Annotated in this window: 12 protein-coding genes; 5 read left to right on the forward strand and 7 right to left on the reverse strand. The window is 70.5% G+C overall.

What is annotated here, in order from left to right; all coding sequences use genetic code 11:
- Window positions 1-37: 37 nt before the first annotated feature.
- The 5 genes from ACFQVC_RS02660 to ACFQVC_RS02680 form a co-directional block, all read right to left on the reverse strand.
- Window positions 38-1,495: a glycoside hydrolase family 30 protein gene (locus ACFQVC_RS02660; protein ID WP_381825962.1), complete on the reverse strand. Its 1,458-nt coding sequence runs from the start codon at window positions 1,493-1,495 to the stop codon at window positions 38-40.
- 113 nt (window positions 1,496-1,608) lie between these two features.
- Window positions 1,609-2,973: a GH1 family beta-glucosidase gene (locus ACFQVC_RS02665; protein ID WP_381827062.1), complete on the reverse strand. Its 1,365-nt coding sequence runs from the start codon at window positions 2,971-2,973 to the stop codon at window positions 1,609-1,611.
- A 38-nt stretch (window positions 2,974-3,011) separates the two neighbouring features.
- Entirely contained in the window at window positions 3,012-3,866 is an 855-nt protein-coding gene (locus ACFQVC_RS02670) for a carbohydrate ABC transporter permease (protein ID WP_381825964.1), read from the reverse strand.
- Window positions 3,859-4,836 carry a carbohydrate ABC transporter permease gene (locus ACFQVC_RS02675; protein WP_381825966.1) on the reverse strand — a complete coding sequence of 326 codons (978 nt, stop codon included), beginning with the start codon at window positions 4,834-4,836 and terminating at the stop codon, window positions 3,859-3,861. The genes ACFQVC_RS02670 and ACFQVC_RS02675 overlap by 8 nt, the downstream gene beginning before the upstream one ends.
- Window positions 4,837-4,947: 111 nt before the next feature.
- Window positions 4,948-6,315, reverse strand: a complete 1,368-nt coding sequence (locus ACFQVC_RS02680; protein ID WP_381825968.1) for an ABC transporter substrate-binding protein — start codon at window positions 6,313-6,315, stop codon at window positions 4,948-4,950.
- Between the two features lie 154 nt (window positions 6,316-6,469).
- Here ACFQVC_RS02680 and ACFQVC_RS02685 point away from each other — a divergent pair, with 154 nt between their 5' ends.
- The 4 genes from ACFQVC_RS02685 (at window position 6,470) to ACFQVC_RS02700 (ending at window position 9,311) form a co-directional block, all read left to right on the forward strand.
- Window positions 6,470-7,846 carry an ROK family transcriptional regulator gene (locus ACFQVC_RS02685; RefSeq protein ID WP_381825970.1) on the forward strand — a complete coding sequence of 459 codons (1,377 nt, stop codon included), beginning with the start codon at window positions 6,470-6,472 and terminating at the stop codon, window positions 7,844-7,846.
- Window positions 7,847-7,967: 121 nt separating this feature from the next.
- Complete coding sequence (locus ACFQVC_RS02690; RefSeq protein WP_381825972.1) at window positions 7,968-8,438, forward strand: PaaI family thioesterase; 471 nt, start codon at window positions 7,968-7,970, stop codon at window positions 8,436-8,438.
- 5 nt (window positions 8,439-8,443) lie between these two features.
- Window positions 8,444-8,950 carry a hypothetical protein gene (locus ACFQVC_RS02695; RefSeq protein WP_381825974.1) on the forward strand — a complete coding sequence of 169 codons (507 nt, stop codon included), beginning with the start codon at window positions 8,444-8,446 and terminating at the stop codon, window positions 8,948-8,950.
- Between the two features lie 106 nt (window positions 8,951-9,056).
- Window positions 9,057-9,311 carry a hypothetical protein gene (locus ACFQVC_RS02700; protein ID WP_381825976.1) on the forward strand — a complete coding sequence of 85 codons (255 nt, stop codon included), beginning with the start codon at window positions 9,057-9,059 and terminating at the stop codon, window positions 9,309-9,311.
- A 7-nt stretch (window positions 9,312-9,318) separates the two neighbouring features.
- Here ACFQVC_RS02700 and ACFQVC_RS02705 read toward each other — a convergent pair whose 3' ends face one another.
- Both ACFQVC_RS02705 and ACFQVC_RS02710 read right to left on the reverse strand, forming a co-directional pair.
- Window positions 9,319-10,350 carry a Gfo/Idh/MocA family protein gene (locus ACFQVC_RS02705; protein WP_381825978.1) on the reverse strand — a complete coding sequence of 344 codons (1,032 nt, stop codon included), beginning with the start codon at window positions 10,348-10,350 and terminating at the stop codon, window positions 9,319-9,321.
- A gap of 89 nt (window positions 10,351-10,439) precedes the next feature.
- Complete coding sequence (locus ACFQVC_RS02710) at window positions 10,440-11,195, reverse strand: DUF4232 domain-containing protein (RefSeq protein WP_381825980.1); 756 nt, start codon at window positions 11,193-11,195, stop codon at window positions 10,440-10,442.
- Window positions 11,196-11,548: 353 nt separating this feature from the next.
- Between ACFQVC_RS02710 and ACFQVC_RS02715 the strand changes: the two genes are divergently transcribed.
- Window positions 11,549-12,205, forward strand: a complete 657-nt coding sequence (locus ACFQVC_RS02715) for a hypothetical protein (protein ID WP_381825982.1) — start codon at window positions 11,549-11,551, stop codon at window positions 12,203-12,205.
- The last annotated feature ends 26 nt before the right edge of the window (window positions 12,206-12,231 follow it).

Consider the following 12,231-nt stretch of genomic DNA (forward strand, 5'->3'; position numbering starts at 1 on the left):
CGGGGTGCGGCCCGCCGCGCACCCCGGCGGCACGCCATCAGACCGTGGGAGCACCCGGCCAGGTGAACGTGGCGACGGCCCCGGCGGGCAGCTCGTAGGCGAGCGAGCGCCCGGACTCGGTGACGGAGAACTTACGGGTCGAGTCGGAGGCGTTGACCACCACCGATACCCGCTCACCGTCCGGGTTCTCGAATGTGACGTTCTGCAGTCCGCCCGAGCCCTGGCTCGTCGAGGCGATCCGGCGCGCACCGCGGTCCACGAACTTCGAGACGTGCCCGAGCACATAGAACTCGGCGTTCTTCGTCGCCCTGCCGCCCGCGACCTCCACCACGCCGTTGCACCGGTCCTGGCACAGACCGAAGTGCGGGCCGCCCTTGTCGTCGAGGGCGAGATTCCACAGCACCACGGTCTCCGAGCCCGAGCGCATGCTGCGCACGACCAGGTTCTCCGCCTGCCACTTCAGGGTGTCGCCGAAGGTCTTGCCGGCGTCCGCGGAGTCGGTGCCCGAGCACTCCGTGAAGAACACCCGCTCCCCGGCGTCGCGCACCTGCTGCTGCACCTCGGGCTGCCCGCCGTAACAGTGGAACGCGGCGCCCTGCACGCGCGCGATGTCCTTCGTTCTGTTCAGTACGTCGAGCGGGTAGTCGGGGCGGTCCCAGTTGTGGTCGTACGCGAACAGCCCGGTGTCGAGCCCTGCCGCGGTCAGCTTGCCGTCCAGCACCTTGAAGAAATCGGCCTGTTGGGACGACGACATGCCCATGGAGGGGTACGAGGTCTCGAACAGGGGCTCGTTCTGCACCGTGAGGTCGTCCACGGGGGCGCCCGCCCCGGCATACGCCTTGAGCGTCTTGACGAGATAGTCGGCGTACGCGTCGTACATCTCCGGCTTGAGCTTGCCGCCCTCCAGCTTCCCGCTGTCCTTCATCCACGCGGGCGCCGACCACGGGCTGCCCATGATCCGCACCCCGGGGTTGAGCTGCCGTGCGGTGCGCACCAGGGGCAGGATCTCCTTCTCGTCGCGGCCGATGGAGAACGACCCCTGGGTGTCCTCGTACGAGTAGTAGGGCAGCGCCGCCACGAAGTCGCTGCCGCCGAGCGTCTGGCGCAGATAGTCGAGGCCGATGCCCTCGCCGTCGCCGGAGAACAGGTCCTTCATCAGGGCGTCCCGTTCGGCCGCCGGAAGCCCGGCGATCAGATGCGCGGACGCCTCGGTGAGGGATGCGCCGGCGCCGGTGAACTCCTGTGCCTTCTCAACCGAGTTGACGGAGATGTCGATCTCCTGCGGCGTCCCGGAGAACGCGGCGTCCGCGCCCCGCGCGAGCTTCTTGCTTCCGTCGCCCGTGGTGATCCACACCTGGGCGCTGGTCTCGGCGGCACCGGCGTTGCCACTGAGCAGGGTGCCCGTGGCCAGCGCCCCGACGGCTACGGCAGCGGCGGTGGCGGCACGCAGACGGGAGTTGCGGCGGCGGTGTCGTGGGGGTGGTTGGGATCGCATGATGCGGCTCCTTCTGTGGGGGGGGGGTGTGGGTGTGTGTGGGGGGAAGTAAGTACGGGCAGTGCGTTATGGAGTACGTGCAATGCCTTATGGGGTACGGGCAGTTCAGTTCCCTACGCCGCGCGCCGTGCCCGCTGCCGGTGTGCACGCGCAATCTCCGCGTACCGCCGTCCACTGGACTTCACGGTGCGCCGCTGGCTCGCGTAGTCCACGTGGACGAGCCCGAACCGCTTGGCGTAGCCGTACGCCCACTCGAAGTTGTCGAGCAGCGACCACGCGAAGTACCCGGCGAGTGGCGCCCCTCGGCGGGCGGCGCGGGCGCAGGCGGACAGGTGCTCCTCCAGGTAGCGGGTGCGCTCGGGGTCGTGGATCTGTCCGTCGGGGCCCACGGTGTCGGGGTAGGCCGAGCCGTTCTCGGTGACGTACAGACGCCGCGCCCCGTACTCCTCGGTCAGCCGGAGCAGCAGCTCCTCCAGGCCCGCCGCATGCACCTCCCAGCCCATGTGCGTGGTGCGCGCCCCGGGCACCTGCACCTGGCGGGCGTGCGGGGGCGGGCCCGTGGGGTCGTCGGTGACGATCTGCCGGAAGTAGTAGTTCAGGCCGAGCCAGTCCAGCGGCGCGGCGATCAGCGCCAAGTCACCCTCCTGCTCGGGGAGTTCGGCGCCGTTTCGCGCGTAGAGCTCCCGCATGTCCTGCGGATAGCCGCGGCCGAGTACCGGGTCGAGCCACCAGCGGTTGGTGTGACCGTCGGCGCGGCGGGCCGCGGCGAGGTCCTCGGGCCGCTGGGACGCGGGCTCGCAGGGGCTGAGGTTGTTGACGATGCCGATACGGGCGCCGGGGGCCGCCTCGCGGATCGTCCCGACGGCGAGACCGTGACCGAGATGCAGATGGTACGAGGCCCGTACGGCCGCCGTGAGGTCGGTGAGCCCCGGCGCCATCCGGCCCTCAAGATGGCCGATCCACGCCGAGCACAGCGGTTCGTTGAGCGTGCACCAGTCCTTGACGCGGTCGCCGAGCGCATCCGCGACGACGGCGGCGTACTGCGCGAAGTGCTCGGCCGTCGCCCGCTCGGTCCAGCCGCCGCGGTCCTGCAGGACCTGGGGCAAGTCCCAGTGGTAGAGGGTCAGATGAGGGGTGACACCCGCTTCCAGGAGGGCGTCGACGAGCCGGTCGTAGAAGGCGAGTCCCTTGGCGTTGACGGGCCCTGTGCCCTCGGGCAGGACGCGCGGCCAGGCCACCGAGAAGCGGTACGCGTCCGTGCCGAGCGTCCGCATCAGGGCGATGTCCTCGCGCCAGCGGTGGTAGTGGTCGCAGGCCGTGTCGCCATGGTCGCCGCCGTCGACGGTGCCGGGTGTGTGCGCGAACGTGTCCCAGATGGAGGGCGCACGGCCGTCCTCGGCGACGGCACCTTCGATCTGGTACGCCGATGTGGCGGTGCCGAACACGAAGTCCTCGGGGAGAGAGTGCAGGTCGTCCACGGAGTGTGCGTCGGTCACGGAAAGCCTTTCGCTTGAGGTCACTTGACGGCCCCGGCGGTGAGCCCGGCGACCAGATAGCGCTGCAGAAGCAGGAACCCGGCGACCACCGGCACGCTCACCACCAGGGACGCGGCCATGACCTGGTTCCAGTACACGTCGTTCTGCGTGGCGTAGCCCTGCAGCCCGACGGCGAGCGTGCGGGTCGTGTCGTTGGTCATGACGGAGGCGAAGAGCACCTCGCCCCAGGCCGTCATGAACGCGTACACCGCGACCGCCACGATCCCCGGGACCGCCGCCGGCACGACGACCCGGAACAGCGCGCCGAGCGGACCGCAGCCGTCCACGAGCGCCGCCTCGTCCAGGTCCTGCGGGATGGAGTCGAAGTACCCGATCAGCATCCAGATGGAGAAGGGCAGCGAGAACGTCAGATACGTCAGGATCAGGCCGCCACGGGAGCCGTAGAGCGCGACGCCCGTGGTGTTCCCGATGTTCACGAAGATCAGGAACAGCGGCAGCAGGAAGAGGATGCCGGGGAACATCTGGGTGGACAGGACGGTGACCGTGAAGACGCGCTTGCCGCGGAAGCGGTAGCGGCTGACCGCGTACGCCGCGAACACCGCCACCACGACCGAGCAGACCGTCGCCGCGCCCGCCACGATCAGGGAGTTGAGGAAGTAGCGGGCCAGCGGAACGGTGTCCCAGATGTCGATGTACGGGCGCAGCGTCAGCTCGCTCGGCAGCCAGCGGAAGCGCCCGCTCACGTCCTCCAGCGGCTTCAGGGACGTGGAGAGCATCACGTACACCGGCAGGAGCGCGAACGCGGCGAGGAGCGTGAGGACGATCCGCCGGGTCCACACGAAGGACGGCGGGGGAGCGGTCGGCGACCTATGCACGGTGGGTCCTCCCTCTGCCGCCGGTGACGATCAGGTAGAGCGCCGTCACCACGAGCAGGAAGAGCAGCAGCAGCGTCGACATCGCGGCGCCGTGCCCGAAGTTCCAGGTCTCGAACGACGACTGGTAGATATGGATCGAGATGAGGTCCGCGGACTCCGGCGCCGCCTTGCCGAACAGCACGTACGGCGTGTTGAAGTCGTTGAACGTCCACAGGAACAGCACCAGGACCAGGACCTGGTTGACGGGCCTGAGCGAGGGCAGGGTGATCCGCCGGATCTGCTGGCGCACGCCCGCGCCGTCGATGGCGGCCGCCTCGTACAGCTCGCGCGGGATGTTCTGCAGCGCGGCCATCACGATCAGGAAGGCGAACGGCCAGGTCTTCCACACCGACACCGTCACCAGAGCGGCGAACGCGTTGTCCCCGATCAGCCAGAAGGAGTCGCCGCCGAGGATCTTGTTCACCAGGCCGTTGTCGCGCTGGAACATGAACGCCCACGTGATCACGGCCGCGTAGACAGGCAGCGCGTACGGAGCGAGGAACACCGCCCGCAGCACGGCGCGGCCGCGGAAGCCGTCCTGCATCAGGATCGCCGCGCTCACCCCGAACAGCCAGGCCAGGCCCACGGCGAGCACGGTGAACGCACAGGTCACCAGGAACGAGTGGAGCAGCGCCTCGCCGACCGGAGCGTCGAAGTCCAGGGCGATACGGAAGTTGTCGAGGCCGGTCCACGGGGCCTCGCCCCACACGCGGATATACGACTGTGTCAGCTCGCGGAAGCTCATTACGATGCCGATGACCATCGGCACCAGATGGATCAGCAACTCCAGGGCGAGCGCGGGAAGCAGCAGGAGATAGGGCAGGCCGCCGCGGCGCAGCCGGTCGGGGAGGAGCGGCGGCCTGCCCCGCTTCTTGCGGGACTTCCCGAGGTACTTCTCTCGGTACGCGGACGCGGACCCGGACGAGGACATGGACGTTGACATGGACGTGGATGCGGGCGCGGCCTTGTGCGGGGCAGAGGGCGGACCTGACCTGGCCGGGGCCCTGACGCCGGAGCCGGTGCTCATCGGTTGCTCCCCGCCTCAACTCTGCATCTGCTGCTGAGCCTTGGCGAGCCGGTCCCTGACGGACTTCTCGGTCACCTGGCGGCCGGCGGCGGCGTCGGCGAACAGTTCCTTCATCGCGGTGCCCACCAGCGTCTCGAACTTGGACTCGTCGGGAACCTGCGGCAGCGGCGCGGCGCTGGTGGCCAGGGTCTCGCGCAGCACCTTCTGGGCCGGGGTGGAGAAGGTCCCGCCGTCCTGCGCGGACTTGACCGGCGGGATGGCGCCGTAGGTGGAGTTGAGGTGCTTCTGCTCGGTGTCGCTCGTCATGAACTTCACGAACTTCAGGGCGCCGTCGAGGTTGTCGCTGTTCTTGAAGACGGAGATATTGATGCCCGCGACCATCGAGTTGACGTTGCGGCCCTGGCCGGGGGCGCCGGACTGCACGGGCACAGGAGCGATGCCGTAGTCCCCGGGCTTCATGCCGTGCGACTTGAGGGTGGTGTCCGCCGCCTGCCACAGGAGCATCGCCGCCTTGCCGGTCGCGAAGTCCTTCAGGGACTGGTTCTGCGCGTACTCGGCGTTTCCGGGCGCCGCTATCTTGTCGCCCGCGAGCAGATCGACGTATTGCTTCACGGCTTTGACGTTGGCGGCGGTGGTGAAGGTGGGTTTGCCCTCGGAGTCGAAGAAGTCGCCGCCGTGCTGCTGGGAGAAGACGAAGGCGTGATGGGAGTTCTCGGCGAGGTTGGCGCCCTCGACGGCGAGCCCGTACTTGCCGCCCTTGGTCAACTTCCTTCCCGCGGCCACGAGTTCGGACCAGGTGGCCGGCGGCTCGTCGATGCCCGCCTCGTCGAACCGGGCCTTGTTGTAGTAGAGGCCGTACGCGAGCGAGTACAGCGGCACCGCCGCAGGGTCCTTGCCCGCCGTGCCCGTCGAGGCGAGCGCGGACGGCACGAACCGGTCCTTCCCGCCGATCTTCGCGAAGGTCTTGTCGTCGAAGGGCAGCAGTGCGCCGGTGGCCTGAAGTGACGCGGACCAGGTGTTGCCGATGTTCAGGACGTCGGGGCCCTGGCCCGAAGTGGTCGCCGCCAGAATGCGGTTGAGCAGATCCGACCAGGGGATGACTTCGAGCTTCACCTTGATGCCGGTCTGCCGCTCGAACTTCTTGAGCTCGGGCGTGAGCACCTTCTTGTCGTGCTCAAGGCTGGCGCCCTGATTGGTGGCCCAGTAGGTGAGGGTCTTGGGATCCGTGTTGCCCCCCTCTGTGTCGGTGCTGGTGCCACCGCCGCAGGCCGCGGTGAGGCTCGCGGTGAGTGCGGTGGCGGCGACCAGGCCGGTCAGGGTGACGGTTCGGCTTCCGCGGTCTGCGGCTCGGCCTCTGGGGTCGGCGGCTCGGCTTCTGCGCATGATCGTGTGCCCCTCTCCGGGGGTGGCTCCGTTCGACTCATGAACGGGCGTCACGGCTAAATTCAAGTCGTGAGTTAAGTAGTGAGAGAAGGGATCGTCAATACTTCGCGCACAGGTTCCCGCCCGGGTAGGTTCACTGCGGGAAGGGGAGGCGATGGTGGAAACACACCGGCGGACAGTGCGCGACCTGCGGCGCACCAACCGCACGACGGTCCTGCGGAAGCTGTACTTCGAAGGGCCGCTCAGCAGACAGGAGTTGGGCCCGCTGACGGGTCTCAGCTCCGGCTCCATCAGCAACGTGGTCGGTGAGCTGATCGCCGACCGGCTCCTGGAGGAGGCCGGCACCGTCGACTCCGACGGCGGCCGCCCGCGCACCCTGCTCAGGGTCGCGCCGGACAGCGGCCGCCTGGTGGGAGTGGACGTCGGCGAGACCCGCGTACGCGTGGAGCTCTTCGATCTCACCCTGACCGAACTGGCCCGCGCCGACCTGCCGTTGCCGGCCGACGGCCATGACGTCCAGCGCGTGGTCCGGCTCATCGCCGAGGGCCTTGAGGCGGTCACGGCGGGCGAGAGCCGTCCGCTCCTGGGCGTCGGCGTCGGGGTGCCCGGCATCGTCGACGCCTCCGGGCCCGACGGCGCGGTGGTGCACGGCCAGACCATCGGCTGGGATGCCGTCCCTCTGGAGTCGCTGCTGCGCGCCGCCGCCCAACAGCGGGGCAGTGGGGGCCCGTTCACCGACGCCACTCCGCTGTTCATCGACAACGGGGCCAAGACGCTGGGCCGCGCCGAGATGTGGTTCGGCGCCGGGCGCGGCGCCCGCAATGCCGTGATCACCCTCATCGGCTCCGGCGTCGGCGCCTGCGTCATCGCCGACGGCGTGCCCTACCAGGGCTCTTCCAGCAGCGCGGGGGAGTGGGGGCACACGGTCCTGCGGGTCGGCGGCCGGCGCTGCCGGTGCGGGGCGCGCGGCTGCCTGGAGGCGTACGTCGGGGCCGAGGCGCTGCTCGACCGGTGGCGGGAGGCGGGCGGCGACTGGCGCGCGGCCGACGAGGAGGGCGCCCTCGCCGAACTCCTCGCGGAGGCCGCGGGAGTGACCGGACCCGACTCGGCGGCCGGGGCTCTCCTGGACGAGACCGCCGAATACCTCGGCGCGGGCATCGCCGACCTCGTCAATCTCTTCAACCCCGAGCGGATCGTCGTCGGCGGCTGGGCGGGTCTGCTGCTCGGCCCCCGGCTGCTGCCCGCCGTGCGGACCGCGGCGGCTGCGTACGCACTGCGCCACCCCTACGCCCAGACCTCCATCGAACTCGGCAGGCTCGGCCCCGACGCGGTGACCGTCGGTGCGGCGACGCTGCCGCTCGCCCGTTTCCTGGAGACGGGCGGGACGGGCGGGACGGGCGGGACGGGCAGGACGGGTGGAACGGGTGGGGTGGTCGGTGCGGGCCTTGCTGGAGCGGAGAGCGGGGCGGGTAGGGTCGCGCTCCGTGATCAGACAGAGCACGCCGTTCAGCCGAAGGGGACCGCACGATGACAGTCGTCCGGCCGAAGGAGCCGCACGATGACGGTCGTCCGGCCGAAGGAGCCGCACGGTGACGGTCGTCCGGCCGAAGGAGCCGCACGATGACAGTCGGGCAGTGGAAGGGGACCGCACGATGACCGAGGCAGCGTCAGGGGAGCCGCGTACCCCGGCCGGATCCGGGGCGGGCGCCGCCTTCGACCTCTCGGTGGCCGAACAGGCGCTGGACGCGCAGCCGTTCAGCCGCCTCCTGAAGGCGAGGATCACGGCGTTCGGGGACGGCGGCGCCAGCCTGGAGGTCGATATCCGGGAGGAACTGCAGCAGCAGAACGGCCACCTGCACGGCGGAGTGCTCTCCCACGCCGCGGACAACGCCATCACGTTCGCCGCCGGCAGCACCCTCGGCCCGGCCGTCCTCACCGCGGGCTTCTCCATCCAGTACGTACGCCCCGGCCGCGGCCGGACGCTGATCGCCCGCGCCGACGTCGTCCACACCGGCCGCCGCCAGGCCGTCGTCCGCTGCGATCTGCTCACCGCGGACGAGGCGGACGACGAGCGGCTGTGCGCGGTGGCGCAGGGCACCGTCCTGTCGGCGCGGCAGGACTGAGCGGCATGCAGCGCAGCGTCGAGATACGCGCGGAGCTGACCGGCCGGATGGGCGGAGGCGAGGGCTTCCACTATCTGCGCTGGAACTCCAAGATCGAACTCTCTCTGGACTGCTTCATCTGCGAACGCGCCGCCCGCACCACCGTCCTGGAGCTCGGCGCCGAACGCGCCCTGTGCCTGGGCAGCCGCAGCGGCCCGGCCGGCCACTACGCCGCCGCGCGCATCGCCGCCTTCGATGTGACGTCGGGCGCCGACCAGCTGGCCCTGCGGGCGGTGGTCAGCTTCTGGTGGGCACCGTTCACGGACGCCAAGACCCGCCACCGGGCCGCCGCCCCGACCCTGCACCCCTGGGTCCGTCTGCACGTCGGCTACGACTGTCCTCAAGAGGGCGGCGAATCCCGCAACTTCACCATTCAGACGAACACGGAACGCCCCACGAGCGAGCCGTGCGCCCAGTGCGCACGGCCGGTGGCCACCAGCGCCAGAACGCCGACGATCCAGCTCCTCGACTGACTCCTCGACTGGCTGCTCGGCTGTTTGTGGCGGCGACCGACCGCCGCCTTGGACGGCTGACCGGCGGCGTGCCGCGACGGCTGACTGCCGCGTGCCGCGTGTCGCGATGACGGATCATCGGCTGGCTGCTCGGCTGTTTGTGGCGGCGACTGACCGCCGCCTTGGACGGCTGACCGGCGGCGTGCCGCGCCGGCTGACTGCCGCGTGCCGCGTGCCGCGTGCCGCGTGCCGCGTGCCGCGTGCCGTGATGACGGATCATCGGCTGGCTGCTCGGCTGTTTGTGGCGGCGACCGACCGCCGCCTTGGACGGCTGACCGGCGGCGTGCCGCGACGGCTGACTGCCGCGTGCCGCGTGCCGTGATGACGGATCAGCCGCTTGCCGTGAATTCCTCCATCCGCACCACCCGGCCCTCCCTGCGGGACACCTCGCAGGCCTCCGCGATGCGCAGGGCGTGCAGGGCCTCGCGGCCGTCACACGGATTGGCGCGCCGGCCGAGCACCACCTCCACGAACGCCGCGAGCTCCGCCTCGTAGGCGGGGGCGAACCGGTCGAGGAACCCCGGCCAGGGCTTCGTGGGGGCGGGCGGTCCCGCGGGTTCGGCGGAGGCCAGCGGAGTACGGTCGTCCCAGCCGACGGCCAACTGGTCGAGTTCGCCCGCGAGTTCCATGCGTACGTCGTAGCCGGCGCCGTTGCAGCGCGTGGCCGTCGCCGTGGCGAGCGAGCCGTCGTCCAGGGTGAGGACGGCGGCGGCGGTGTCCACGTCGTCCGCCGCGCGGAACATCGCGGGCCCGGCGTCCGAGCCCGCCGCGTACACCTCGCGCACCTCACGGCCCGTCACCCAGCGCAGGATGTCGAAGTCATGGACCAGGCAGTCGCGGTAGAGCCCGCCGGACAGCGGCAGATACGCGGCGGGCGGCGGCGCCGGGTCCGAGGTGATCGCCCGCACCGTGTGCACCCGCCCGAGCCGCCCCGACAGGACCGCCTCGCGCGCCGCGATGTAGCCCGCGTCGAAGCGCCGCTGGAAGCCCAGTTGGAGCAGGGACCCGGCCGCCTCCACCTCGCGCAGCGCCGCGAGCGTGCCCGGCAGGTCGAGGGCGATGGGCTTCTCGCAGAACGCCGGGAGCCCGGCACGCGCGGCCCGTCCGATCAGCTCGGCGTGCGCGGAGGTGGCCGCGGTGATGACGACGGCGTCCACACCACCGGCGAACACCTCGTCGACACTTCCGGAGGACACCGCGCCGCCGGACGACACCCCGCCCCCGCCGATCCGCCCGGCGAGTTCCGCCGCCCGCGCGGGCTCCGCGTCCGCCACGAGGAGGGACTCCACGGCGGGATGGCGCGCGAGCACCGCGGCGTGGAACGTACCGATACGACCTGTTCCGATGAGTCCGATGCGCATGCCACCAACCTGACATCGCAGACCGCACTCCGTCCACCCTTTGTCCGGACAATCGAACTTGGTGGAAGCCCCGGGTGCCCGGCTGTGGGCTACCAGTTGAGCGCGTCCGACTCCTTCTGTTGCCAGAAGGTCGCCCGCGCCGAGGTCTCGCTGTACCAGCGCACGGACTTCGGCAGTTCGAGCGTCACGTGCGGGCCCTGGACATCGGCCTCGTCCCCCTCGCTGGCGTAGGCGAAGCCGACACTCACGGAGTCCGGGTCGAAGCCCTTGCCGCCCTCCTCGCTCAGGGCCGACGTGGAGATCCCCGCGTACGCCGATGCGCCCGGCTCGATCGAGACCACGGCCTGCGGCTGTGTGCTCTCCTCGATCCGCGTGGGCCTGGAGTCGTCGAAGGAGAGCTCCGGCAGCCAGGCCCAGCAGGTCTCGTCGCCGACATTGGTGGCGGTGACGAGCAGGACGGGGACCGTGCCGTTCGGGTTCTTCTCGGCGACGCTCAATTCCATGTTGTCGCTGTGGCACTTGGCGGCGTCGTCCGTGCCGGCCCCGTCACCGTCATCGGCCCCACCGCCCCCCTCACTCCCGCCTCCGGTGTCCCCCGAGCCACCGGAACCCTCCGAACCGCCCACCACGCCACCGGACTTCCCGCCATCACCCCCGGACTTCCCACTGTCACCGCCGTCACCGCCGCCCCCGGGCTTCGCCGAGCTGCTCGCGCTCGGGCTGCCGGACGGGTCCCCGGCCGCGCCGTCGTCGGTGCCCGGCTCGCAGGCGGTGGACGAGAGCAGCGCGGCAACGGCCGCAACCCCCAGGGCGTACGACTTCCAGGTCTTGCGGACTGAGCGCATGATGATCCCCCGTGTGCCTTCACATGGTCGATTGGCCGAACGATCTGCCCGACCCTTGGATTCTGCACAGCCGAGACCGCTGAATCCCGTCCTCCCCGCATTCGTTACGGATCAAGGACACGGAGGTCATCCTTCCGTTGTGCCGTCTCAGGGTTGTCCCTGAGAAGGTGTCCATGTCAGGAGCCGACCGCGCCGAATATCATCAACGCCCCGACCCACAGCGCCTGGACGAGCGCACCGACGTGAACGCGTCGAACGCCGCCAGGAAGGTGCGGGAGGACTTCGGGTGAGCATGTCGGAGGACTTCGGGTGAGCGCGACGGCAGACCGGATGAACACGGGAGAAGGTTTCGGGTGAGCACAACCGACCGGGACCGGGAGTCCGTCGAGCGGGCGCGCGCGGTGCTGCCGCCGGGCGCATCCGTACGCGGTGAGCACCGGGTGGGACTCGCGGGCCGGGTGCCGAAGCCCGGCCATTTCCGCCGCCCGCGGGTGCTGCGCTCCGAGGGCCGCACGCTCTGGAGCTGGTGCATGCTCCCCGTCCGCGCGGCCGCGACGGTCGTCTCCGTCACCTGGAACCCGTTCGAGGCGTTCTTCGAGGCGGTCTTCTGGCGTGACGAGAAGAAGAAGCCGGGCAAGCCGTTCCACGGTGGCTGGAACAGCATGGCCGGCGAGCTGGCCCGCGCCCTTTCGCCCCGGTCCAGGAACGGCGCACACGTGGTGATGCAGGTCGGCGACCGGCACCTTCAGCTCGCGTATGTGTCCTGCGCCGGTTCTCTCACCGGCAGGCACGGCCCGGTCGAGGCGGGCTGGGCCACGGACCTGCAGCACGTGACCTGGATCCGTGACCGCAGGGACGTGGTGGGCGGCCGCCACGAAGTCGCCTTCACCGACGGTTCATGGTGCTCGGTCCAGTTCATGGGCCAGGGCTGGCGCCGGATGGCGGAGGCTTTTCCGGTCCGGTTGAGCTATCGCGACCAGATTCCGAGTCAGGGGTGGCCGGCGAGGTAGCGGCAGGAGGCGGCTGCCAGGAGCGA

This window comes from Streptomyces monticola (assembly GCF_042665355.1).
Classification (GTDB): domain Bacteria; phylum Actinomycetota; class Actinomycetes; order Streptomycetales; family Streptomycetaceae; genus Streptomyces; species Streptomyces monticola.